This window comes from Micromonospora sp. WMMA1947 (assembly GCF_027497355.1).
Taxonomy (GTDB): domain Bacteria; phylum Actinomycetota; class Actinomycetes; order Mycobacteriales; family Micromonosporaceae; genus Micromonospora.
In genome coordinates this window covers 4,957,789-4,979,634 of record NZ_CP114909.1, presented here as the reverse complement: position 1 = coordinate 4,979,634, position 21,846 = coordinate 4,957,789, and the positions used below count along the sequence as shown (strand labels likewise).

25 protein-coding genes are annotated in these 21,846 nt (G+C 74.4%); 9 read left to right on the top strand and 16 right to left on the bottom strand.

Features of this window, described 5'->3' with window-relative positions; genetic code table 11:
• Positions 1-97 precede the first annotated feature (97 nt).
• Positions 98-1,243 (bottom strand): geranylgeranyl reductase family protein, encoded by a 1,146-nt coding sequence (locus O7604_RS23480; RefSeq protein ID WP_281577794.1) that lies wholly within the window; start codon positions 1,241-1,243, stop codon positions 98-100.
• A 136-nt stretch (positions 1,244-1,379) separates the two neighbouring features.
• Between O7604_RS23480 and O7604_RS23475 the strand changes: the two genes are divergently transcribed.
• Together O7604_RS23475 and O7604_RS23470 are read left to right on the top strand one after the other, a co-directional pair.
• The gene (locus O7604_RS23475) at positions 1,380-1,616 is read left to right on the top strand and encodes a hypothetical protein (RefSeq protein WP_013286401.1); all 237 of its coding nucleotides are present in this window, start codon (positions 1,380-1,382) and stop codon (positions 1,614-1,616) included.
• Positions 1,617-1,687: 71 nt separating this feature from the next.
• Positions 1,688-3,142: an MFS transporter gene (locus tag O7604_RS23470; protein WP_281577793.1), complete on the top strand. Its 1,455-nt coding sequence runs from the start codon at positions 1,688-1,690 to the stop codon at positions 3,140-3,142.
• Here the strand turns inward: O7604_RS23470 and O7604_RS23465 are convergent.
• Positions 3,115-3,672: a helix-turn-helix domain-containing protein gene (locus tag O7604_RS23465; RefSeq protein WP_281577792.1), complete on the bottom strand. Its 558-nt coding sequence runs from the start codon at positions 3,670-3,672 to the stop codon at positions 3,115-3,117. The genes O7604_RS23470 and O7604_RS23465 overlap by 28 nt on opposite strands.
• Before the next feature lie 71 nt (positions 3,673-3,743).
• Here O7604_RS23465 and O7604_RS23460 point away from each other — a divergent pair, with 71 nt between their 5' ends.
• Both O7604_RS23460 and O7604_RS23455 read left to right on the top strand, forming a co-directional pair.
• Complete coding sequence (locus O7604_RS23460) at positions 3,744-4,085, top strand: hypothetical protein (RefSeq protein WP_281577791.1); 342 nt, start codon at positions 3,744-3,746, stop codon at positions 4,083-4,085.
• Positions 4,082-4,999 (top strand): alpha/beta hydrolase, encoded by a 918-nt coding sequence (locus tag O7604_RS23455; protein WP_281577790.1) that lies wholly within the window; start codon positions 4,082-4,084, stop codon positions 4,997-4,999. Before O7604_RS23460 ends, O7604_RS23455 begins: the two co-directional genes overlap by 4 nt.
• A 52-nt stretch (positions 5,000-5,051) precedes the next feature.
• Here O7604_RS23455 and O7604_RS23450 read toward each other — a convergent pair whose 3' ends face one another.
• From O7604_RS23450 to O7604_RS23430, 5 genes are all read right to left on the bottom strand, one after another.
• The gene (locus O7604_RS23450; protein WP_269705997.1) at positions 5,052-5,603 is read right to left on the bottom strand and encodes a hypothetical protein; all 552 of its coding nucleotides are present in this window, start codon (positions 5,601-5,603) and stop codon (positions 5,052-5,054) included.
• A 407-nt stretch (positions 5,604-6,010) separates the two neighbouring features.
• Positions 6,011-6,751 carry a hypothetical protein gene (locus O7604_RS23445; protein WP_281577789.1) on the bottom strand — a complete coding sequence of 247 codons (741 nt, stop codon included), beginning with the start codon at positions 6,749-6,751 and terminating at the stop codon, positions 6,011-6,013.
• 210 nt (positions 6,752-6,961) lie between these two features.
• Complete coding sequence (locus O7604_RS23440; RefSeq protein WP_281577788.1) at positions 6,962-8,062, bottom strand: DUF3626 domain-containing protein; 1,101 nt, start codon at positions 8,060-8,062, stop codon at positions 6,962-6,964.
• A 117-nt stretch (positions 8,063-8,179) separates the two neighbouring features.
• Positions 8,180-8,809: an MBL fold metallo-hydrolase gene (locus O7604_RS23435; protein WP_269705994.1), complete on the bottom strand. Its 630-nt coding sequence runs from the start codon at positions 8,807-8,809 to the stop codon at positions 8,180-8,182.
• A complete protein-coding gene (locus O7604_RS23430; RefSeq protein ID WP_073829418.1) occupies positions 8,806-9,894 on the bottom strand; it encodes an S-(hydroxymethyl)mycothiol dehydrogenase in 1,089 nt (362 codons plus the stop codon). Before O7604_RS23430 ends, O7604_RS23435 begins: the two co-directional genes overlap by 4 nt.
• Positions 9,895-10,033: 139 nt before the next feature.
• Between O7604_RS23430 and O7604_RS23425 the strand changes: the two genes are divergently transcribed.
• Complete coding sequence (locus O7604_RS23425; protein ID WP_269705992.1) at positions 10,034-10,447, top strand: hypothetical protein; 414 nt, start codon at positions 10,034-10,036, stop codon at positions 10,445-10,447.
• Between the two features lie 27 nt (positions 10,448-10,474).
• Here the strand turns inward: O7604_RS23425 and O7604_RS23420 are convergent, their stop codons facing one another.
• The 5 genes from O7604_RS23420 to O7604_RS23400 form a co-directional block, all read right to left on the bottom strand.
• Positions 10,475-11,758: an MFS transporter gene (locus O7604_RS23420; RefSeq protein WP_269705990.1), complete on the bottom strand. Its 1,284-nt coding sequence runs from the start codon at positions 11,756-11,758 to the stop codon at positions 10,475-10,477.
• The gene (locus tag O7604_RS23415) at positions 11,755-12,405 is read right to left on the bottom strand and encodes a GntR family transcriptional regulator (RefSeq protein WP_269705988.1); all 651 of its coding nucleotides are present in this window, start codon (positions 12,403-12,405) and stop codon (positions 11,755-11,757) included. Before O7604_RS23415 ends, O7604_RS23420 begins: the two co-directional genes overlap by 4 nt.
• A gap of 69 nt (positions 12,406-12,474) precedes the next feature.
• Complete coding sequence (locus tag O7604_RS23410; protein WP_269705986.1) at positions 12,475-13,314, bottom strand: alpha/beta fold hydrolase; 840 nt, start codon at positions 13,312-13,314, stop codon at positions 12,475-12,477.
• The gene (locus tag O7604_RS23405) at positions 13,311-14,333 is read right to left on the bottom strand and encodes an SDR family NAD(P)-dependent oxidoreductase (protein WP_281577787.1); all 1,023 of its coding nucleotides are present in this window, start codon (positions 14,331-14,333) and stop codon (positions 13,311-13,313) included. The genes O7604_RS23410 and O7604_RS23405 overlap by 4 nt, the downstream gene beginning before the upstream one ends.
• Positions 14,326-15,822 (bottom strand): NAD(P)/FAD-dependent oxidoreductase, encoded by a 1,497-nt coding sequence (locus O7604_RS23400; RefSeq protein ID WP_269705983.1) that lies wholly within the window; start codon positions 15,820-15,822, stop codon positions 14,326-14,328. Before O7604_RS23400 ends, O7604_RS23405 begins: the two co-directional genes overlap by 8 nt.
• Positions 15,823-15,938: 116 nt before the next feature.
• Between O7604_RS23400 and O7604_RS23395 the strand changes: the two genes are divergently transcribed.
• Positions 15,939-16,619 carry a TetR/AcrR family transcriptional regulator gene (locus O7604_RS23395; RefSeq protein WP_269705981.1) on the top strand — a complete coding sequence of 227 codons (681 nt, stop codon included), beginning with the start codon at positions 15,939-15,941 and terminating at the stop codon, positions 16,617-16,619.
• Here O7604_RS23395 and O7604_RS23390 read toward each other — a convergent pair.
• Positions 16,594-17,049 (bottom strand): hypothetical protein, encoded by a 456-nt coding sequence (locus O7604_RS23390; protein ID WP_281577786.1) that lies wholly within the window; start codon positions 17,047-17,049, stop codon positions 16,594-16,596. The genes O7604_RS23395 and O7604_RS23390 overlap by 26 nt on opposite strands.
• A complete protein-coding gene (locus O7604_RS23385; RefSeq protein WP_281577785.1) occupies positions 17,049-17,525 on the bottom strand; it encodes a hypothetical protein in 477 nt (158 codons plus the stop codon). The genes O7604_RS23390 and O7604_RS23385 overlap by 1 nt, the downstream gene beginning before the upstream one ends.
• Before the next feature lie 44 nt (positions 17,526-17,569).
• Between O7604_RS23385 and O7604_RS23380 the strand changes: the two genes are divergently transcribed.
• Positions 17,570-18,568: a WYL domain-containing protein gene (locus O7604_RS23380; protein ID WP_281577784.1), complete on the top strand. Its 999-nt coding sequence runs from the start codon at positions 17,570-17,572 to the stop codon at positions 18,566-18,568.
• 51 nt (positions 18,569-18,619) lie between these two features.
• On the opposite strand, the gene O7604_RS23375 is transcribed toward O7604_RS23380, so the two are convergent.
• Positions 18,620-20,104 carry a PLP-dependent aminotransferase family protein gene (locus O7604_RS23375; RefSeq protein WP_281577783.1) on the bottom strand — a complete coding sequence of 495 codons (1,485 nt, stop codon included), beginning with the start codon at positions 20,102-20,104 and terminating at the stop codon, positions 18,620-18,622.
• Between the two features lie 29 nt (positions 20,105-20,133).
• On the opposite strand from O7604_RS23375, the gene O7604_RS23370 reads away from it, so the two are divergent.
• Positions 20,134-20,742 carry a LysE family translocator gene (locus tag O7604_RS23370; RefSeq protein WP_269705971.1) on the top strand — a complete coding sequence of 203 codons (609 nt, stop codon included), beginning with the start codon at positions 20,134-20,136 and terminating at the stop codon, positions 20,740-20,742.
• A gap of 35 nt (positions 20,743-20,777) precedes the next feature.
• On the top strand, positions 20,778-21,485 hold the full coding sequence (locus O7604_RS23365; protein ID WP_281577782.1) for a phenylalanine--tRNA ligase beta subunit-related protein: 708 nt from the start codon (positions 20,778-20,780) through the stop codon (positions 21,483-21,485).
• Positions 21,486-21,532: 47 nt separating this feature from the next.
• Here the strand turns inward: O7604_RS23365 and O7604_RS23360 are convergent, their stop codons facing one another.
• Positions 21,533-21,772 (bottom strand): hypothetical protein, encoded by a 240-nt coding sequence (locus tag O7604_RS23360; protein WP_281577781.1) that lies wholly within the window; start codon positions 21,770-21,772, stop codon positions 21,533-21,535.
• Positions 21,773-21,846: the final 74 nt, after the last annotated feature.

Here is a 21,846-nt window from a genome sequence, read left to right as displayed (position 1 = left end):
CGGCGGCGAGTTCGGCGACGAGGTCGTCCAGGTCGCGGCCGTCCGGCACCGCGTAGTCGCGCTCGCAGACGAGATCCCAGTCGGTCACCGGGTCAGGCTAACCGGCGGTTGCCCGCGCCCTCGCGGGCAGGCGGTCGAGCAGCGCCAGCCCGGCGCGTACGGGCCGCCGGTCGAGCATCTCGGCGAAGCTCGCCCGCCCCTGGCAGAACCGCACGAACATCCGCCAGCCGGGCGGGCTCGCGAGCATCGCGTGGAACACGTCGGGCCGCCGCTCGAACGTCTCCAGCAGCCGGTGCCCGGCGCGCATCTCGGGTACCAGCCGCCGGTCGACCTCCCGGGCGTACGCGTCGAGGTCACCGGCGGCCACCGCCTCACCGGCCAGCCGGCCCGAGCGCAGCGCGTAGCTGATCCCCTCCCGGCTCCACGGTTCCAGCAGCCCGGCGGCGTCCCCGGCGACCAGCACCCGGCCGTGGCGCAGCGGAGAGTCCCCGGTGCGGCAGCGGGTCAGGTGACCGGAGTCGTGCTCCGGCGTCACCCCGGACAGGCCGAGCCGGGCGGTGAAGTCGCGCAGGTAGGCGCGGGTGCGGTCGCCGTCGCCCCGGGCGGAGATGACACCCACCGTGAGCCGGTCGCCCTTGGGGAACACCCACGCGTAGGAGCCGGGCAGCGGCCCCCAGTCGAGCAGCACCCGGCCGCGCCAGCGCTCCCGTTCGGCGCCCTCCACCGGCAGTTCCAGTTCCAGCCCGAGGTCGACCTGGCGGAAACGGACACCGACGTGGCGTGCCGTCACACCCGAGGAGCCGTCCGCGCCGATCACGGCACGCGCGCGTACCGTCTCGCCGCCGGCCAGACGCAGGCGTACCTCGTCGGTGTCCTGCTCGACGGCGCGGACCGCGACGCCCTCGCGGACCTGCGCCCCGGCGGCGACGGCGGCGGCGCGCAGCCGGTCGTCGAACTCCTCCCGGCGGATCATGGTGACCAGCGGCGCGGGGTGCCGGCGGGTGAACGCGCGTCGCCCGTCGCGGGTGAACGTGACCCGGTCGACCCGGTCGTGGGCGGGCACCTCGACCCGGTCGGCGGCCTCGACGAGCGAGGTGCCGATCAGGCCGCCACCGCAGGTCTTGTACCGGGGATGGGTGGCCCGTTCGACCACCAGCGTGCGGACGCCGGCCCGGGCGGCGGCGTGCGCGGCGGAGAGTCCGGCCGGCCCGCCGCCGACCACGACCAGATCCCAGATGATCACTGGTGCAGCCTAGGGCACCGTTTCGCGGGAGCGCCGGTACGACAGTCGTTCGGGTGGGCATCATCGCCGCCCGCCCGGGTAACCGCCGGTCGCCGGCCGTCCGCGGGTCGGGCGGTCCACGCCGAGGAGGGAAGCGATGCCTCAGGTCCAGCTGTCTGCGGTCGAGGAACGGGTCTACCAGGCGGTGTCCGCGCTGGAGGTGCAGGGACACGTCCCCTACCCGGACCTGATCGCCCAGGAGACCGGGATGACCGAGGAGGAGCTGCGCGAGCCGCTGCACTCGCTCACCGAGCGAGGGCTGCTGCATCGCGAGGACTCCCCGATGTCCGGCCTGGACTTCGGGCCCCGGTGGTGCGCGCGCCAGATGGCGTGATCGGGTCGTTTGCCCCACCGGGTGCCGGGTAGCGATCGGAGTCGGATGATCGACGGTCAGTGGGGGGCACGATGAGCGAGGGCCGGTCGTCGACGGCGGTGCCTGCCACCGGGTACGACGACCGGCGCCGCTGGCGCGCGCTGAGCGTCGGCCTGATCGCGGCGTTCATGACGCTGCTGGACGTCAGCATCGTCAACGTCGCGGTGCCGTCGATCGACCGGGCGCTGCACGCCACGCCGAGCGACCTGCAGTGGGTGCTGTCCGGGTACGCGCTGACGTTCGGCCTGGTGCTGGTGCCGGCCGGGCGGTTCGGCGACGCGCGCGGGCGGCGTACCGCGTTCGTGGTCGGGGTGGGCCTGTTCACGCTGACCAGCGCGCTGGCCGGCCTGGCCCGCTCGCCGGAGTGGCTGGTCGTCGCCCGGCTCGTCCAGGGCGCTGCCGCCGGTGTGGTCAACCCCCAGGTCAGCGGCATGATCCAGGAGTTGTTCCGGGGCGCGGACCGGGGCCGGGCGTTCGGGCTGCTGGGCGCGACGATCGGCATCTCCACCGCCGTCGGCCCGCTGCTCGGCGGGCTGCTCATCGAGCTCGGCGGCGCCGAACACGGCTGGCGGTGGGTGTTCTTCGTGAACATTCCGGTCGGGATCGTGGCGATGCTGCTCGGCTGGCGGCTGATGCCGGCCCGGGCGACGAATCCCGCCGGTCGGGGCCGGCTCGACCCGGTCGGTGTGCTGCTGCTCGGCGCCGGGGTGACGGTGATCCTGCTGCCGCTGGTGCAGCGGGAGCAGTGGCGCGGCCCGGGCAAGTGGCTGCTGATCCCCGTCGGCCTGCTGCTGCTGGCCGGGTTCGCGCTCTGGGAGCACCGGTACGCCCGCCGCGCGCAGCCCCTGTTCGACCTGCGGCTGTTCACGGTGCGCTCGTACACGCTGGGGGCGCTGATCGGCCTGATCTACTTCGCCGGGTTCACCGCGATCTTCTTCATCTTCACGCTCTACCTCCAGATGGGCCTCGGCTACAGCGCGCTGGTGGCGGGCCTGGCGATCACCCCGTTCGCACTGGGTTCGGCGCTGGCCTCCGCGCTCGGCGGCCGGGTGGTCACCCGGTACGGCCGTCCGCTCGTGGGGATCGGCCTGCTCGCCGTGGTGGTCGGGCTGGTCGCGACCGACCTGGTGCTGGCCGGTGGGCCGCACGAGAACGTGCCGTTGCGGACCGCGCTGCCGTTGCTCGTCGCCGGGCTGGGCAGCGGCCTGGTGATCGCGCCGAACCAGACGCTCACGCTGTCCGAGGTGCCGGTGCCGATGGCCGGCAGCGGCGCCGGGATGCTGCAGACCGGGCAGCGGATCGGGTCGGCCGCCGGCATCGCCGCGGTGGGCGCGCTGTTCTTCTCCACACTCGCCGACGACCGCGGCGACTGGAGTACGGCGTTCCGCCACTCACTGCTGCTCGCCGCCGGGATCGTGGTGCTGGCGCTCGGCGCCGCCGTGGCGGACATCGTGCTCGGTCACCGGCGGTCCGCGGGCCGCTCCTGATCGGCGGCGGGCAGCAGAACGGTGGTGAGCAGCCGCCGGGTGCGGCCGGGTCCGGGGCCGAGCGCCGCGTACTCGGCGAACAACTCCCGGAACCGGGTGACGAAATCGGCGGTCTCGGCGTCGGTGGCGTGGAACGCGTTCTGCCGGTAGCCGGCCACGTCACGGGCCAGGTCGGCGTCGCCGCGGTCGAGGTAGCCGTCGAAGTCGGCGAGCAGACCCGCGACGAAGGTGAGGAACGCCTGCCGGTGCCGCTGCGGGCTCATGGCCCGTGCCTCGTCCGGGCCGACCGACGCGGCGGCCTCGACGAGCCGGTAGGTGCGCTCGACCGCGCCGCGGGCCCGCCGCTCGGCCACCGTGTGCAGCACGCCGTGGTCGGCGAGCGTGGCGACCTGCCGGTAGAGGGTGGCCGGCGGTACGTCGCTCAGTTCGGTGCGCAGGTCGGTGGTGGTGAGCGTGCGGCCGCCCAGGAACGCCTGGACGATACGCAGCCGGACCGGGTGCATCAGCAGCTCCACGGTGTCGAGTGCCACAGTGGCTCCCCTTTTTGTTATCGCCTCCGGTAATGTTCTCACTGACAATAACAGAAGCGAGGAGTTCGCCGATGGCCACCATCGACCTCACCCCCGACCGGATCGACGTCCGGCTGACCTCCGCCGAGAAGATCTGGGCTCTGCGCGGCGACCTGTCGTTCCCCCGATCCGCCGTCACCGGCGCCGTCGTCGTGCCCGACGGGGCGCGCGCCACCCGTGGCATCCGGGCACCCGGCCTCGGCGTCCCCCGCACGCGCAACGTCGGCACCTGGCGCGGCCGGGCCGGCAAGGAGTTCGTCAGCGTCCGCGGCGGCCAGCCGGCCGTCCGCATCACCCTCACCGGCCAGGCGTACGACTCCCTGCTCATCGGCGCCGACGACGCCACCGCCCTGGCCGCGGCGGTGCTGCCGTGACGATCGACCGTCCGCTCGCCGTCGACTCGGGCGAGCACCGGCTGTCCGGCACGCTCACCCTGCCCGACGGCGCCGGGCCGCACCCGGTGGCGCTGCTGCTGCCCGGCTCCGGGCCGATCAACCGCGACGGGGACCACCGCCGCCTGCCCCTGGGCATCCAGCGGCACCTGGCCGCCGCGCTCGCCAGGGCCGGGATCGCTGCCGCCCGGTACGACAGGCGGGGCGTCGGCGAGAGCAGCGGTGAGTTCCTGCGTACCGGCTTCCACGACAACGTCGACGACGCGGCAGCGGTGTTCGCGGCGCTGCGCGACGAGCCGGCCGTGGACGCCGGGCGGATGTTCCTGGTCGGGCACAGCGAGGGCGCGCTCACCGCTGTCGCGCTCGCCGCGCGCGGCGTCCCGGTGGCCGGCCTGGTCCTGCTCTGCGCGCCGGGACGCGCCGGCGCCGAGGTGCTGCGCCGGCAGGCCGGGCGGCTGCTGCCCACGCTGCCCGCGCCGGTACGCCTGGTGCTCCGGCTCACCCGCACCGACCTGGTGGCGAAGGTGGCCCGCAACCACGAGAAGATCCTCGCCACCGACAAGGACGTGGCGTGGGTCGGCGGACAGCGGCTCAACGCCCGCTGGTTCCGGGAGTTCCTGCGCTACGACCCCCGGCCGGACCTCGCCCGGATCGACGCCCCGATCCTCGCGCTCACCGGCGACAAGGACCTCCAGACCGACCCGGCGGACCTGCCGGTCGTCGCGGCGCACGCGGGCGGGCCGGTGCAGACTCAGGTGCTGCCCGACGTCACCCACGTGCTGCGCCGCCGGCCCGGCCCGCCGTCGCTGCGGGCGTACCGGGACGAGGCGAAGCAGCCGCTGGACCCGTCGGTGGTCGAACCGGTGCTGTCGTGGCTCGCCGCGCACAGCGGCTGAGGGCACACGAAAGGCCGGCACCCGGATCGGGTGCCGGCCTTTCGTGTGCGTCTTACTTGTTCCAGTGCTCGGCGACGATCTCGGCGGCCTGCTTCTCCCACTGCGCGTACGCGTCGGGGTAGGCGCTGACCTGCACGGTCTGCGCGGCCTCGGTCAGCGGCATGTCCTGCCAGCCGTCGACCTGCTTGAGGCCCTTGAGGAACGCCAGCGTCGAGTACTCGGGGTCGGTGATCTGCTCCGGCGTACCCCAGCCGCTGGACGGCCGCTGCTGGAACAGGCCCAGCGAGTCGTGGTCGTTGCGGTCACCCAGGTGACCCAGGTTCTCCAGCTTCGACTCCTGCAGCGCGGTGGCGATCGAGACGACCGCGGCCCGCTCGGGCATGCCCGCCTTCTTGGTGGCCGCGATGATGGCCTTGGCGTTGGCGAGCTGCTCGTCGTTCAGGTCCACGTGCGACTGCGTACCCTGCGGGCTCACGCCCTGGACCGCGACGGCGGCCGGCGTGGCGGTCTCCGCCGCGTGGGCGGCGACCGGACCGGCGAACACGCCACCGGTGAAGGCGAGACCGGCGATACCGAGGATGCTCTTGCGCAGGATCGTGTTCATGGTGGGCTCCGTTCGGGGGTCGACGCATCGGGGGGATGCGTGGGCACCGTCAGGCGCTCAGAGAGGTTCTCGGGGGGATCCGGCAGCGCGAAGCGTGCCGGGTGCATCTGCAACGACCGGCGGCCCCGGACCATTCCCGTCGGGCGGGCGCTCGGTGGCGCCGCTGCGGTCGTGCACCGGGTTACAACGCCGCCCGCCCGCCCCCGATTCCGCCCACGGAGTGCCGCCCACCACAGCGGATCCGGACACCCCGCCCACAGGTCCGCCCGTCCCACCCAGCTCCCCGCCGATCTTGGAGTTGTGGCGCCCAGGATGTCCGTTATCCGAGGTCTGCGAGGTGCCAGAAGTCCAAGATCGACGAGAACGGCCGGCCCCCGGGGAGGGGCCGGCCGTTCGCTACGGGTGGGTCACCAGACCTGCTGGACGATGTCCGCCGCCTGCTCCTCCCACTGCGCGTACGCGTACGGGTAGGCGGACACCTGGACGGTCTGCGCGGCGGTGGTCAGCGGCAGCTCATGCCAGCCGCCGACGTTCTTCAGCGCGTTGAAGAACGCTTTGCTGGAGTACTCCGGGTCGGTGATCTGCTCGGACGTGCCCCAACCGGACGACGGGCGCTGCTGGAACAGGCCCTCCGAGTCGTGGTCGTTGTTAGCGCCGAGGTGACCCAGGTTGTACAGCTTCGACTCCTGCAGCGAGGTCGCGACGCCGATCACGGCGCCCCGCTCCCCCACGCCCGTCTCCTTGGCCGCCTCGACGATGGCCTTGGCGTTGTCGAGCTGCGCGTCGTCGAGCGGGATGCGCGACTGCGCGCCCTCGACGCCGTGCGGCACGAGCTTCTCCTTGGCCGGCCGGTCGGCCCGGGTCGGCACCTTGTCCAGGCCGGTGGTCTGGCCGGGCTTGACCGCCTCGGTGGAGGTCTTCTTGCCGGTGGCCAGGTCGATGGCGGCCTTGGCGCCGGCGTGCGGCCCGCTGGTGACCGGTGCGGCCACGGCGACGGGTCCGACGGCCAGGCCGCCCAGGACGGCCACGCCCGCCACGCTCAGCGCGGCACGGCGGTTCTTGGCGACGGCGACGGTCTTCGTGACGGCGTTCTTCGCCACGGCGGTCTTCGCGATGGCGGGGAGCCATCGAGTGAAGTGCTGCTTCACGATGGTTGCCCTTTCGATCGTTACGACGCGCTCCGGGGTGAGCGCCCCTCGAGGGACTACCGCCGGGTAGGTGTTTGGGTTCCGGCGGTACGGGGGACACAACGAGCCCGCAGTGTCGGTCATTCCGGAAATGCCGGGCAGGGCCGAGGCTGCGGTCCAGGTCACCCGGGATTCCGGGCAGCAGGGCCGCTCAGGGGCGGACCGGGACGATCAGGCCGGACCGCCGAACCGGACCAGGACGTGCCAGAGCTGCTTGAGGTGCTGCAGGGTTACCGCCGCCGGCCCCCGGTCGGCCCAGCGCTGCGGCTCGCGTACCACCGACGCGGCGGCCCGGCCGACGAGCGCCGCGTGCAGCTGCTCCCCCGGCCGCCCGAACTCGGCTGCCACCCGTGCCGCCAGCGGCGGGATGTCCGGGCCGCGGAACTCGGCGTCCACCCCGTCGACCGGCAGCACGAACCCGGGGTGGAAGCGCAGCGCCAGGCCGTGCCGCGCGGCGATCCCCTCCAGGCGCCGTCCCACGTCGGTGCCCCGGAACGACGGGTCGACCACGAGCGCCTCGACGTCGCGGGACAGGTTGATCTCGCCGTGCACCTGCGCCTCGATGTAGTCGTCCAGCGCCCGGCCGACCCGGCCGGACTCCCCTTCCCGGCGGCGCAGCAACGCCCGCAGCAGCGTGCCGGTGTCCGTGCCGGCCACACCTAGGGCGACGCCGGTACCGGCGGTGGCGGTCAGCAGCGCCGCGAACACCGGCTCGAAGACGTCGACGGTGCCGAACTCGGTGGGCTCGACGTGGCTGTCACCGAAGGTGAACGTGGCCCGGGCCAGCACCTCCGGGCGCAGCCGCAGGTGGCAGGAGCCGAACCGGGGGCACGCGCCGTCGGCGTGGTCGAGCAGGTTCAGGCCGCCGTACTTCGGGCGCTCCGCCGGAAGAACGCCGGCACGCTGGTACGCGCCGCCGAACATCGCCTGCTCCCACACGTCCCGGTCGCCGCCCGGATACGCGGTCAGCCCGCCGTTGGAGATGCCGGTCTCGAACTGGCTGCGGTAGACGCCCTCCTCCTCGAGGGCCTCGACCACTGTGCGGCCGTCGCGCAGCACCCGGTCCGGGTGGAAGTTGAGCGTCAGCCGCCCGTACCCGGTGATCGCGGCGACGACCTCCTCGTACCGGTAGGTGGTGCCGGAGGCGGCGAGGTGGCGGGCGATGACGGCGAGCGCCGCCGGGCGGTCGCGCAGCGCGACGTCGCGGACGTGGCGCAGCGCGGCGGACTGGGCGTCGGTGAGGGTGGCGACGGGCACGGGCCCGAGTATCACCGGGCCCGACATCGCGCGGCCACCCGGTTTCCCGGCCGGGACGGCGCCCCGCCAGGGCCGGGACGCGCGAGCGGGCCCGGACCGGATCACTCCGGCCGGGCCCGCTCGGGCGTGTCCTCAGTGGCCCCGGGCGATCCACTCGTCCAGGTGCGGCGCCTCGGCGCCGATCGTGGTGTCGTCGCCGTGCCCGGTGTGCACCACCGTCTCCGGCGGGAGCGTGAGCAGCCGGGTACGGATCGACTCGACGATGGTGCCGAAGTCGCTGTACGACCGGCCGGTCGCGCCCGGTCCACCGGCGAACAGGGTGTCGCCGGTGAAGACCGCGCCCAGGTCGGGGGCGTACAGGCTGCACGCGCCGGGGCTGTGGCCCGGGGTGTGCATCACCCGCAGCGTGGTGCCGCCGACGCTGATCGTCTGCCCGTCGGTCAGCTCGCCGTCCGGTGCCGTGTCCGGGTGCACCATGTCCCACAGCACCCGGTCGGCCGGGTGCAGCAGCACCGGCGCGCCGGTGGCCCGGGCCAGCTCGGGCGCGACGCGGACGTGGTCGTCGTGGGCGTGGGTGGCCACGATCGCGACCACCCGCCGGTCGCCGATCACCTCGCGGATGGCGGCCACGTCGTGCGGCGCGTCGAGGACGACGCACTCGGCGTCGTCACCGATCACCCAGACGTTGTTGTCCACGTCGAACGTCTGGCCGTCCAGCGAGAACGTGCCGGAGGTGACGGCGTGGTCGACGCGGGCGGTCACGGGAAGACCACCACCGAGCGCAGCACGTCGCCGTGGTGCATCCGGTTGAACGCCTCCTCGACCTGGTCGAGGGCGATCTCCTCGGTGACGAAGGCGTCCAGGTCCAGCCGGCCCTGCCGGTACAGCTCGGTCAGCATCGGGAAGTCGCGGCTGGGCAGGCAGTCGCCGTACCAGCTGGACTTGAGCGCGCCGCCGCGGCCGAAGACGTCCAGCAGCGGCAGGTCGACGGTCATCTCCGGGGTCGGCACGCCGACCAGCACGACGGTGCCGGCCAGGTCGCGCGCGTAGAACGCCTGCTTCCAGGTCTCCGGGCGGCCGACCGCGTCGATCACCACGTCGGCGCCGAAGCCGCCGGTGGCCGCGCGGATGGCCTCCACCGCGTCGTCCTCGGAGGCGTTGACGGTGTGGGTGGCGCCGAACTTGCGCGCCCAGTCGAGCTTGCGGGAGTCGGTGTCCACGGCGATGATCGTGGTCGCGCCGGCCAGGGCCGCGCCGGCCACCGCCGCGTCGCCGACGCCGCCGCAGCCGATCACCGCGACCGAGTCGCCCCGGGTCACGTTGCCGGTGTTCATGGCCGCGCCGAGGCCGGCCATCACGCCGCAGCCGAGCAGGCCGACGGCCGCCGGCCGGGCCGACGGGTCGACCTTGGTGCACTGCCCGGCGTGCACGAGCGTCTTCTCGGCGAACGCGCCGATGCCGAGCGCCGGGGTCAGCTCGGTGCCGTCGGTGAGCGTCATCTTCTGCGTCGCGTTGTGGGTGGCGAAGCAGTACCAGGGGCGGCCCCGGCGGCAGGCCCGGCACTGGCCGCAGACCGCCCGCCAGTTGAGCACCACGAAGTCGCCGGGGGCCACATCGGTGACGCCGTCGCCGACCTGCTCCACGATGCCGGCGGCCTCGTGGCCGAGCAGGAACGGGTAGTCGTCGTTGATGCCGCCCTCGCGGTAGTGCAGGTCGGTGTGGCAGACGCCGCACGACTGGATGCGGACCACCGCCTCGCCCGGCCCCGGGTCCGGCACCACGATGGTGGTGACCTCCACGGGCGCACCCTTGCGCCGCGACACGACTCCCCGGACTTCCTGGCTCACAGTGCCTCCCTTGTAGCGTGCTTCTGCACCCCGAACCTACCGCTGATCATGACCCGCGAACCAATGAAGCCCGCCGGATTGTCCTGGTCATGACCGGGTACCCGGTGTGCCGGTTCTACCTGGTGGGACGGGAGTGATCATGAGGCTGTCGCATGCGCCGCTGCGGGTCGCCATCGGCGCGTACATCCTGAACTCCGGGCTAGGGAAGCGGGCCCTGGAGGGTGAGGCCGCCGCGGGCATGCACGGCATGGCGGTCGGCGCGATGCCGCAGCTGCGGCAGATCCCGCCGGACCGGTTCGCCAAGCTGCTGTCCCGGGGCGAAACGGCGCTCGGCGCGGCGCTGCTCGCGCCGTTCGTGCCGTCGCTGCTGGCCGGGGCCGCGCTCACCGCGTTCGGCGCCGGGCTGGTGCAGCTCTACCTGAAGACGCCCGGCATGCGGGAGGGCACCAGCCTGCGGCCGAGCCAGGAGGGCATCGGCCTGGCCAAGGACGTGTGGCTGGTCGGCGCGGGGCTGACCCTGGTGCTCGACTCGCTGGTGCGGCACCGGCCCTGAGCCGGTCGCGCCGGGCTGCCCGCGTCCTCAGGCCGTCGCCGGGACCGCCGCGGCGGCCCGCTCGCCGGCGAGCCGGCGACGGGCGGCGTTGCGGTAGCGCAGCACCTGCGCCGCGCCGAGCGCCCAGAGCAGGAACTGGACGGCGAACGCCCAGCGGAACGCGGACAGCGGCGGCGCGTCCCGCCCGGCCGGGGTGGCCAGGTCGAGCACCAGGCCGACGGCCAGGATCAGCGCGATCGAGGCGACGAAGCCGCCGACGTTGACGATGCCTGTGGCACTGCCGATGCGGTGCACCGGGTTGAACGTGCGGGCGTAGTCGAACCCGATCATCGAACCGGGTCCGTTGACCGCGAGCACCACCACGAGCGCCACCAGCAACGCGTGCGGTGCCGGGCCGGGCCAGGCCAGCACCACCCCCCACATCCCGGCGGTGGCGGCGGTGATGGCGAAGACCAGCACCGAGCGGTGGAACGGGTAACGGCCGCACAGGTGTGCGAGCACCGGCCCGCACACGAGCGTCACCATCGTCATCAGGGTGAGCAGCCCGGCCGCCGCCGTGGGCGAGAAGCCCTGTCCCTGCACCAGGAACGGGTAGCCCCACAGCAGCGCGAACACCGAGCCGGAGAACTGCGTGACGAAGTGTGTCCACAGGCCCAGCCGGGTGCCCGGCTCGGCCCAGGCGTCGGCGAGCTGGCGGCGCACCGTGGCCAGGTCGGGGGCGAGCGCGGTGGCGTGCTCGGCGTGCGGGGTGTCGCGGACCGCGACGAGGACCATCAGCACCACCGTCGCGCCGAGCGCGGCGGCGGTCAGGAACGCCGGGGTCCAGCCGGCGCGGTGCAGCAGCAGCACCAGGGGTACGGCGCCGAGCACCGCGCCGAGCTGGCCGACGGTGCCGGTGAGCTGCACCAGCAGCGGGTTGCGGCGGCCGGGGAACCAGAACGCGACGATGCGCAGCACGCTGATGAACGTCATTGCGTCACCGAGGCCGACCAGCACCCGCGCGGCGACCGCGGCCGGTACGTCGGTGGCGACGGCGAACAGGAGCTGCCCGGCCACCATCAGCGCGCCGCCGGCCAGCAGCAGCCGGCGCGAGCCGTAGCGGTCCAGCAGCACGCCGACCGGCACCTGCATGGCGGCGTAGACGGCGAGCTGGGCGACGGAGAACGTGGCGAGCGCGGCGGCGTTGATGTGGAAGCGGTCCGCCGCGTCGACCCCTGTCACGCCGAGGGAGCTGCGGTGGAACACGGCCGTCAGGTAGGCGGTGACGGCTACCGCGTACACCAGGGCGGCGGGCCGGCGACCGCCGCTCACCGCAGCGTCCCGAGCATCCGCGCGGCGGTGTCGATGTGCGCGGCGACCGCGTCGTGCCACGCCTGCGGGTCGTCGCCGTCGAGCGCGGCGAGCTGACCGGCGTGCTCGGCGAGGGCGACCTCGGCCCAGCCGGGCGAGAGCCGGAAGCTGGCCTCACCCATCCGTAGCTGCCGGTCGCGCAGCCGGTGGTACAGCTCGGCCAGGATCTCGTTGCCGGCCGCCTCGACCACCGCGGCGTGGAACGAGCGGTCGGCCGCCATCAGCGCGGTGAGGTCACCGGCGGCGTGCGCGCGGCGCATCTCGTCCAGCCGGCGGGCCAGGTCGGCGCGCAGCGCGGCGCGGCGCGGCCAGACCCGGTCGGCGGCGTGCAGCTCGACCAGCCGGCGCGCCTCGATGACGTCGGCGATCTCCCGGGCCGACACCGGCCGGATCAGCGCGCCGCGTTTCGGGTAGAGCCGGACCAGCCCTTCGGTCTCCAGCCGCAGCAGCGCCTCCCGGACCGGCGTGCGGGACACCCCTGTCGCCTCGGCGATCTCGCCCTCGCTGACGAGCTGGCCACCCGGGTAGACCTGTTCGAGGATCGCCTGCTTGAGGTGCCGGTACGCCCGCTCGGCGGCGGACGGCGCGGTCCGGCTGGGATGCGTCATGTATCTAAGCTTGCTCCCCCGGTCGCCCGGGCGGTCCGGCGCGGGCCGGGACAGTGGCGCGGGCCACGGTCAGGCCCACAGCTCCCGCAGCAACGCCTCCACCTCGGCGGTCCGCTCGATCTGCGGCATGTGCCCGGTGTCGCGGAACAGGTGGCTGCGCGCGTTCGGCAGCCGGGTGCGGGCGTACGCCAGGTGCGCCGCGGGAAGGATGAGGTCGCGCTCACCCCAGACGAGCAGGGTGGGCAGGTCGAGCGCGGCCACCGCGTCGAGCAGGTCGGTGCGCCACTGCGGGCGTACCCCACGCCAGGTGCCCAGGTCGCGGACCAGCTCCAGCATCACCCGGGCCGCGTGCGGCTGCCCGGCCACGGCGAGCGCGAGGGCGAGCCGCTCCTCGGTGACGTACGCCGGGTCGAAGAAGATGGCCCGCTCGGTCCGGCGGATGATCCTCGGATCGGGGCGCAGCAGCAGGCGGGCCAGCGGGCGTACCGCGAGCAGCCGCAGCGCCACCGTCACCTCGCGGCCGAAGCCGGCGCTGTTGAGCAACGCCAGGCTGGCGACGCGTTGCGGTTCGTCGGCGGCCAGGCGCATGGCCACCGCCCCGCCGAGGGAGTTGCCGACCAGGTGCGCCGGGCCGGTCACCCCGGCTGAGTCCAGGAAGCCGGCCACCGCGGCGGCCAGCGCCGCAAGCGTGTGCGGGCCGTCCAGCGGCGCGGAGCCACCGTGCCCGGGCAGGTCCGCCGCGAGCACCAGGTGGTCGCGGGCCAGCGCCGTGTGCAGGGCGGTGAAGTCGTCGAGGGTACGGCCGATGCCGTGCAGCAGCACCACGGGCGGGCCGTCGCCGCTGATCCGGCAACGCACGCGCCGCCCGTCGACGGTGCGCTCGCCGGCCGGCGGCAGGGCCACTGTCACGCCGTGCGTCCGGGTTCCCGCGCGGCCTCCTCGCCGGTCCGGGCGGCCGGGACCGGCGCGTCGGCCCCGCTGGTCGGCACCTCGGCCCCGCCGACCGGCACCTCGGCCCCGCCGACCGGCACGTCGGCGCCGGCCCGGCCGGCGGGCGCCTCGGTCCGTGGCGCCGGCGCCTCGGTGACGGCCGCCGCCGGGCGGGACGGGCGCATGCCCAGGGCGAGCACCCTGCCGTACCCGGCCGGCGCGACGCGGGCGAGCAGGTCGGGCAGCTTCGCCGACCAGCCGATGAGCACCCGGCCGCGGCGTCGCTGCGCCCCGCGCAGGATCACCTCGGCGGCGACCGCCGGGTCGATGGTCAGCAGCTTTTCGAACTGCTTGCGCCCGGCCTCGTACTCCTCCCGGGAGACGCCGCTGCCCACGCGGGCGCTGGCGGCGATCCGGGTGCGGATACCGCCCGGGTGCACCGACGTGACGCCGATGCCGTCGTCGACGAGTTCGTGCCGTAGCGCCTCGGTGAAGCCGCGCACGGCGAACTTGCTCGCCGCGTACGCGGCCTGCCCGGCGGGCGCGATCAGGCCGAACAGGCTGGACACGTTCACCAGGTGGGCGCCGGGTTCGGCCTTGAGCGCGGGCAGCAGCGCGTGGGTCAGGCGCACCACCGCCCGGAAGTTGATCTCGATGACCCAGAGGAACTCCTCCAGGGTGACCTCGTCGAAGCGCCCGCCCAGGGCCACGCCGGCGTTGTTGATCAGCAGCCGGATCCGGGGGTGCGCGCGGTGGATCTCGGCGGCGACCCGGTCGGTGGCGTCGGCGTCGGCCAGGTCGACCACGTGGGTCTCCACCTGCCGGTCCGGGTATGCGGCCCGGATCGCGGCGACGGTGGCGGCCAGGCCGTCGGCGTCCCGGTCGAGCAGCACCAGGTCGGCGCCGCGCCGGGCCAGCCCGTGCGCCAGCGCCGCGCCGATGCCGCTCGCCGCGCCGGTGAGCACCGCCGTGCCGCCGGGGAGGACGAGGTCACGCATCGGTTCCTCCCGAGCTGGTGGCGGTCGCGGCGGGTCGGCCGGCGCGGTCGAACCGTACGCCGTCGGTGAGCGGGCCGTGCCGCATCAGGCGTACGTCGCGGGGGTAGTTCTGGTGCAGCCGCCACGGCGCGTGCGGACCCTGCTTGGGCAGCTGGTCGACGGCACGCAGCACGTACCCGGACTTCAGGTCGATGATCGGTTCGAGGTCGTCGGTGTCCGGGGCGAGCGGCGTGACGATCTGCCGGCCGGTGTCGTCGAGGTGACGCAGCAGCCGGCAGACGTACGTGGCGACGAGGTCGGCCTTGAGCGTCCAGGAGGCGTTGGTGTAGCCGATGGTCATGGCGAAGTTCGGCACGCCGGACAGCATCATGCCCTTGTAGGCCACCGTCGAGGCGAGGTCGACCTCGGCGCCGTCCACGGCGAGGGTCATGCCGCCGAGCGCGAGCAGGTTGAGGCCGGTGGCGGTGACCACCACGTCGGCGGGCAGCTCCTCACCGGAGGCGAGCCGGATGCCCCGCTCGGTGAACGTGTCGATGGTGTCGGTGACCACCGACGCGCGCCCGGCGCTCAGCGCGGCGAACAGGTCCCCGTCCGGCACCACGCACAGGCGCTGGTCCCACGGGTTGTAGCGGGGCGAGAAGTGCCTGTCGACGTCGTACCCGGACGGCAGGCGGCCCTTCGCGGCGCGGCGCAGGAACCGCTTCACCACACCGGGGGCGCGGCGGCTGAGCTGGAAGTTGGCCACGCCGAGCGTGACGTTCTTCCACCGGGCCACCGCGTACGCGGCCCTCGGGGACAGCCAGCGCCGCGCGGCGTCGGCGAACGGGTCGCGCGAGGGCAGCGCGATCACGTACGTGGGTGAGCGCTGGAGCATGGTGACGTGCGCGGCCCGCTCGGCCATGGCCGGGACCAGGGTGACGGCTGTGGCGCCGCTGCCGATCACCACGACCCGCTTGCCGGTGTAGTCGAGGTCCTCGGGCCAGTGCTGCGGGTGCACGAGCGTGCCGGCGTACCGCTCGACGCCGGGGAACCGCGGCGTGTAGCCGGAGTCGTAGCGGTAGTAGCCGGAGTTGGTGAAGAGGAACCCGCAGGTGAGGGTGACGTCCTCGCCGGTGTCGTCGCGGTGGGCGTGGACGGTCCAGCGCGCGGTGGTGCTGTCCCACTCGGCGCGCACCGCCCGGTGGTGGAAGCGGATGTGCCGTTCCACGTCGTACTCGCGGGCGGTCTGGCGCACGTACGCCCGGATGGAGTCGCCGTCGGCGATGGCCTTCGGGTCGGTCCACGGCTTGAACGAGTAGCCGAGGGTGTACATGTCGGAGTCGGAGCGGATGCCCGGGTAGCGGAACAGGTCCCAGGTGCCGCCGATGGCGCCCCGGGCCTCCAGCACCGCGTAGGTCTTGCCGGGGCATTCGCGTCCGAGGTGGACGGCGGCGCCGATGCCGGACAGGCCGGCCCCGACGATGAGGACGTCGACGTGGTCTGCGGCCATCGGTTTCTCCCGTTCGCACCGGCGGTGGACCGGACACTATCCATCGCCGTCGACCGCAGTCAACACCGTGTCGAGTCGAATCGACATGGTGTCGAGCGGGTGTAGCATCAGCCGACATGACGACCGCCCGTACGCCGACCGGCGCCGCGCCGACGCGCGGGCGGCGGGCCGGCCGGTCCACCGGCGACGACCGGGAGACCGCGATCCTGGCCACGGCCGAGCGGTTGCTGGCGCAGCGCCCCTTCGCCGACATCTCCATCGACGACCTGGCCCGCGGCGCCGGGATCTCCCGGCCCACCTTCTACTTCTACTTCCCGTCCAAGGACGCGGTGCTGCTCACGCTGCTCGACCGGGTCACCGAGGAGGCCGACGCCGCCGCCGGAGGCGTGTTCGAGCGGCTCGCCGAGGATCCGCGCGCCCACTGGCGGGAGCTGATCGCCCGGTTCCACGCCACGTTCGGCGGGCACCGGGACGTGGTGCTGGCCTGCGCCCAGGTGCGTGGCACCAACGCCGAGGTGCGGCGGCTCTGGGCCGAGGTGCTGGAACGCTGGGTCCGCGCGGTGCAGGCCGCGATCGAGGCCGAACGCGCCCGCGGCGCGGCCCCGGACGGGCTGCCCGCCCGGGACCTCTCCATCGCGCTGAACTCGATGAACGAGCGCGTCTGGTACGCCACGTTCGCCGGGGACGGCCCGGCGGTGGCCGAGCGGGACGTGGTCGACGTGCTGCTCGACGTGTGGCTCACCGCGATCTACCGGACCACCACGCCGCCGGTCACGCCGTCCGGCGGAACTCCATGATCCAGTTGGTCTCCCAGGTGCGCTCGCCGTCGGTGGAGAACGCCTGCTCCCAGCGGCACGAGTCGGCGGTGATCGCCGACCAGATGAACCGGCAGCGCACCGGCCGCCCCTCGTCGGTGTCGTCGGCGTAGAACTCACCGGCGCCGTCGGTGAACCGGCCCACCACCGGCGGCAGCTCCAGCACGCCCCGCGCGCTGTGCATCCAGTAGATCGACCACAGCCCGGTCGACGGGTTCCGGACGTGCACCGTGGAGCCGGAGAAGCCCCGGCTCGGGCAGCGCATCTCGTCGAAGCTGCCGGCGCCGTCGAAGAACGAGCGCGCCTCGCTGACACCGGCGAACTCGTCCCAGTCGTCGGCGCCGACGTGCCGCTGCCGCAGGCGCCGGTTGGTCACGTCCCAGGTGCCGACGAGGAAGTCGAAGTCGCCCATCAGCTGCCCACCGGCCCCTGCGCCCGGGCGTCGGCCAGGTAGCCCGCGAGGTCCGGCCGGTCCGGCGCGAGCACGTGCCGGATCCAGGCGACGCGCTCGTGTTCCAGCACGCCCAGTTCCCAGACGCAGCCGACGCCGGGGCGGGTCAGGTCCACGAAGTGCGCCGGGTCGTCGTCCGGGCAGTCCAGCGCGGGCTGCCCGGCGATCGCGATGCGGCACTCGACCACGTTGTCGAAGAACCAGCTGTACGCCAGCAGGTACGCCCCGGTGTCGGCGCCCCGGTGCAGCACCACCCAGCTCGCCGGCGGGGTGGCGCCGTCCGGGCCGGGCAGCAGCTTCGGCAGGTACGCGTACGCGGCGTCGACCACACGCGGTTCGAGGCGGCGGTCCGGCTGGTCGATGTGGTAGCGCTTGACGTGCCGGCCGGCCACCTCGACGGCCCCCGGCACGGTCAGCTCCTTGTCGTGAAAAGCCATGCGGGCACGCTAGGACCGCTCCCCTGACAGCTAGTGTCAGGAGAATGCGGGCCAGTCGACTCCTGTCCATCCTGCTGCTCCTGCAGGCGCACGGCCGGCTCACCGCCGCCGACCTGGCCGCCCGCCTCCAGGTGTCGGCGCGCACGATCTACCGGGACGTGGAGGCGCTGCACGCCGCCGGCATCCCGCTGTACGGCGAGGCCGGGCACGACGGCGGCTACCGGCTCGTGGAGGGCTGGCGGACCCGGCTGACCGGGCTGACCGCCGAGGAGGCAGACCGGCTGCTCTTCGCCGGGCTCCCCGGGCCCGCGGCCGAGCTGGGCTACCAGTCGGTCGTGGCCGCCGTACAGCTCAAGCTGCGGGCCGCGCTACCCGCGCCGCTGGCCGACCGGGCGGCCCGGCTGGAACAGCGGTTCCACCTGGACACGCCGGGCTGGTACTCCGACGGCGACCCGTCGCCACACCTGGCCGAGGCCGCCGACGCGGTGTGGCGGCAGCACCGGGTCCGGGTGCGGTACCGGGGCTGGCGGGGCGAGACGACCCGCGTCCTCGAGCCGTACGGGCTGGTCCTCAAGGGCGGGCGCTGGTATCTGGTCGCCGCCCGGCCGGACCGCGCCGACCCGGCCACCTACCGGGTCAACCAGATCCTCGACCTGACCCCGCTGGAGGAGACGTTCGAGCGACCGGAGTTCGACCTGCCGGCCTGGTGGCGCGCGCACGTGGTGGAGTTCCGGGCCGGGCTGCACCGCGACGAGGCGCGCATCCGGCTGTCGCCGCGCGGGTTCGCCCGGCTGCGTGAGGTCGGCAGCGACGTGGTGGTGACCGCCGCCGAGGCGAGCGCCGGCCCGCCCGACGCCGCCGGCTGGGTGCACGCGGTCATCCCGATCGAGTCGCTCACCCACGCCCACGGCGACCTGCTCCGGCTCGGCGCCGACGTGGAGGTCCTCACCCCGGAGACGCTGCGCGCCCGCCTGGCCGAGACCGCCGCAGCCCTGGCCGCCCTCTACCCCCCACCCCCGCCCGCCCCCCATATTCCCCGTTGATCAAGGCGTTTGTGTCCTTGGAGGAGATCGACTCGGACCCGAACTCCTTGATCAGCGGGGCGGGGTGAGGGCGCGACGGGCCTCGGCCACCGTCGCGAGGGCACTGTCGATGTCGGAGGGTGGGGTCGCGGCGTAGCCGAGGACCAGGCCGGGCGGCTGCGGGCGCTGGCCGTGCCACGACAGCGGGTGGACCTTCACGCCCCGGCGCAACGCCGCCGCCGCCAACGCCCGGTCGTCGATGTCACCGGGCAGCGTGACCATCAGGTGCAGCCCGGCCGCCGCGCCGTGCACCACCGCCCCCGGCAGGTACGCGCCGACCGCGCGGATCATCGCGTCCCGGCGGCGTACGTGCCGATGGCGCAGCAGCCGCAGGTGCCGTTCCAGCGCGCCGGACTCCATCAGCTCGGCCAGGACGAGCTGCGCCAGCGCCGCGTTGCCCAGATCGGCCGCCCGCTTCACGGCCACCGCGTCGGCGTGCAGCGCGGGCGGCACCAGCATCCACCCGATCCGCAGGGCCGGCGCGAGCAGCTTGGAGATGCTGCCGACGTAGCAGACCCGGTCCGGCGCCATGCCCCGCAGCGCCGGTACCGGCGGACGGTCGTAGCGGTGCTCGGCGTCGTAGTCGTCCTCCACCACCAGGCCGCCGTCGCGTGCCCACCGCAGCAGCCGCCGGCGCCGGTCCCCGTCGAGCACCACGCCGGTCGGGAACTGGTGCGCCGGGGTGAGCAGCACGGCCGGCGCGCCGGACCGCTCCAGCTCGTCGACGCACAGGCCCCTGTCGTCCACCGGGACCGGCGGGGTCGCCAGCCCGGAGTACGCCAGGTGCTGCCGTACGCCGAGGGAGCCGGGGTCCTCCACCGCGACGGTGTGCGTACCCCGATCGCGCAGCACCCGCGCGAGCAGGCCGAGCGCCTGGGAGACCCCGGACACGATCACCACCTCGGCCGGGTCGGCTCGGATGCCCCGGCCGCGGGCCAGCCAGTTCGCGACCGCGAGCCGTAGCGCGGGCGTGCCGGCCGGGTCGCCGTAGCCGAGCGCGGCGGGCGTCAGCCGGTGCAGGACGTTGCGTTCGGCCCGCAGCCAGGCCGCGCGGGGAAAGGCCGCCAGATCGGGTACGCCGGGCGTCAGGTCCACCTCGGCGGGTACGGCGCGCAGCTCGTCGAAGGCGTCGAGGCCGGGCCGGCCGGCGAACACCTCGGCCGCTTTCCTCGGCCGGGGCGGCCGGGTCACCACGGCGGCCGGCGAGGCGACCACCACCGTTCCGGCCCGGCCACGCCCGGCCACCTGCCCGTCCTCGGCCAGCCGCTGGTACGCCTCGGTCACCACGCCCCGGGAGACACCCAGCTCGGCGGCGAGCACCCGGCTGGCCGGCAGGCGGGTGCCCACCGGTGCGCGGCCGTCGGCGATCGCCGATCGCAGGCGGGCGGCCAGCCAGTCCGCGCGGCCACCCGGCGGCGCCTCGCCGACATCGAGCTGGAGGAAGTCCGCACCGGGCGCTTTGGACTCCTTGATCACGACAGCTTTGGCCCTGTCCATCGGACCATTATGGCCACAGGCTGGACCGCATGACAGTCGCATTCCTGCTGACCACACTCGTCGTCGCGATCACGCCGGGTACCGGGGTGATGCACACGCTCGCCACCACCGTGGCCGGCGGACGCCGGGCCGGCCTGGCCGCTGCCGCCGGCGGCACGCTCAGCCTCGTCCCGCACGTGATCGCCGCCGTGACCGGCCTGGCCGCCCTGCTGCGCGCCGGCACCCCGGCGTTCCGCGTGGTGACCTGGCTGGGTGTGGCGTACCTGCTCTGGATGGCCTGGTCGGCGCTGCGCGACCGGGGCGCGTTCGCCCTCGACGGCGACCGGCCCCCGCGCCCGGCGGCGGCAGTGTTCCGCGACGGGGTGCTGATGAACCTGCTGAACCCGAAGGTGACGGTGTTCTTCGTGGCGTTCCTGCCGCAGTTCGTGCCGCCGGACGCGCCCGCCGCCACCGTGCGCATGCTCGCCTGCGGGCTGGTGTTCATGGCCGTCACACTGCTGGTGTTCGCCGGGTACGCGCTCCTGGCCGGCGCGTTGCGCCGCCGGGTGCTGTCCCGGCCCCGGCTGACCGCGCTGCTGCGGCACGCCTTCGCCGGCAGCTTCCTCGCCCTGGGCCTCGGCCTCGCGTTCACCGCCTGACCCGTACTCGCTCGCCCGTAGAAGGAGTCTTTCCCGTGCGCTTCCGGCACTCCCCCGAGATCTGGTCGGCCTCTCCGGAGCTGACCTGCGGCGTCCTGCACGCCGCCGGTGTCACACCCGACGCCGACGTCACGCCGCTGCTGGCCGGGTATCTCGGCGCCGCCCGGGACCGGCTCGCCGCCGGGCCGGAGGGTGGCTTCCCGGAGATCCAGGCGTGGCGTCGCGCGTTCGCCCGGATGGGCTGCCCGCCGACCCGCTACCGCTGCGCCGCCGAGTCGCTGCTGCGCCGCCTGCGGCGGGACGGGGACCTGCCCCGGCTGCACCCACTCGTCGACCTCGGCAACGCGCTCTCGGTCCGGTACGCCGTCCCGGTAGCAGTGCTCGACCTGGCAGGGATCGACGGCGACCTGACCGTACGCCCGGCCGACGGCACCGAGTCCTACCTGGGTCTCGGCGGGGAGAGCGAGCAACCCGCGCCGGGCGAGGTGATCTTCGCCGACCAGGGCGGACACGCGCACGCCCGGCGCTGGTGCCACCGGCAGAGCGGCGCGTCAGCGGTACGAGCAGGCACCGCCGAAGTGCTGGTGGTGGTCGAGGCGATGCACGAGGGGGCGGCGCCGACCGTACGCCGGATGCTGGACGAGTTGGCCGCGGCGCTGGCCGAGCAGTGGCGCGTGCCGTCGCGGACGGCGCTGCTCACCGCTGACGCGCCCCGGTTCGCCGTGCCGGTCCGGACGGGCTGACGCCGGCCGATTCGGTGCCGGCGCGCGGATCGCGGGCGCCGGCGTGGTCAGGCGTCGGGGTCGGTCCGGTCGCGCGCCATCAGCGCGTCGAACTCCGCCGGGTCGACCGGCTCGCCGTGCAGCTCGCGCAGAGCGTCGGCGAGCCGCGCGTCGCCGGTGCCCCACCAGCGCCGGGCGAGATCGGCGGTGCGGCCGAGCGAATCCTCCCCCACCCGTTCGGCGCGCAGCTCGGCACGCATCATGCGCAGGAAGTGGACTGTCACGGCATCGGAGTCATCGGCGATCACGCCCGTACCCTAGCGAGCGGGTCCGACGAAACCGCCGGGTGAGCCGGGGTCGTCCGGCCGGTTGAGGTCGCCGC

What these genes read in the sequence shown, in the direction of transcription:
- O7604_RS23475 (WP_013286401.1), top strand. Translation starts at nt 1,380, where the DNA reads ATGCCTCAGGTCCAGCTGTCTGCGGTCGAGGAACGGGTCTACCAGGCG.
- O7604_RS23470 (WP_281577793.1), top strand. Translation starts at nt 1,688, where the DNA reads ATGAGCGAGGGCCGGTCGTCGACGGCGGTGCCTGCCACCGGGTACGAC.
- O7604_RS23460 (WP_281577791.1), top strand. Translation starts at nt 3,744, where the DNA reads ATGGCCACCATCGACCTCACCCCCGACCGGATCGACGTCCGGCTGACC.
- O7604_RS23450 (WP_269705997.1), bottom strand. Translation starts at nt 5,603, where the DNA reads ATGAACACGATCCTGCGCAAGAGCATCCTCGGTATCGCCGGTCTCGCC.
- O7604_RS23425 (WP_269705992.1), top strand. Translation starts at nt 10,034, where the DNA reads ATGAGGCTGTCGCATGCGCCGCTGCGGGTCGCCATCGGCGCGTACATC.
- O7604_RS23415 (WP_269705988.1), bottom strand. Translation starts at nt 12,405, where the DNA reads ATGACGCATCCCAGCCGGACCGCGCCGTCCGCCGCCGAGCGGGCGTAC.
- O7604_RS23405 (WP_281577787.1), bottom strand. Translation starts at nt 14,333, where the DNA reads ATGCGTGACCTCGTCCTCCCCGGCGGCACGGCGGTGCTCACCGGCGCG.
- O7604_RS23400 (WP_269705983.1), bottom strand. Translation starts at nt 15,822, where the DNA reads ATGGCCGCAGACCACGTCGACGTCCTCATCGTCGGGGCCGGCCTGTCC.
- O7604_RS23395 (WP_269705981.1), top strand. Translation starts at nt 15,939, where the DNA reads ATGACGACCGCCCGTACGCCGACCGGCGCCGCGCCGACGCGCGGGCGG.
- O7604_RS23390 (WP_281577786.1), bottom strand. Translation starts at nt 17,049, where the DNA reads ATGGGCGACTTCGACTTCCTCGTCGGCACCTGGGACGTGACCAACCGG.
- O7604_RS23385 (WP_281577785.1), bottom strand. Translation starts at nt 17,525, where the DNA reads ATGGCTTTTCACGACAAGGAGCTGACCGTGCCGGGGGCCGTCGAGGTG.
- O7604_RS23380 (WP_281577784.1), top strand. Translation starts at nt 17,570, where the DNA reads ATGCGGGCCAGTCGACTCCTGTCCATCCTGCTGCTCCTGCAGGCGCAC.
- O7604_RS23375 (WP_281577783.1), bottom strand. Translation starts at nt 20,104, where the DNA reads ATGGACAGGGCCAAAGCTGTCGTGATCAAGGAGTCCAAAGCGCCCGGT.
- O7604_RS23370 (WP_269705971.1), top strand. Translation starts at nt 20,134, where the DNA reads ATGACAGTCGCATTCCTGCTGACCACACTCGTCGTCGCGATCACGCCG.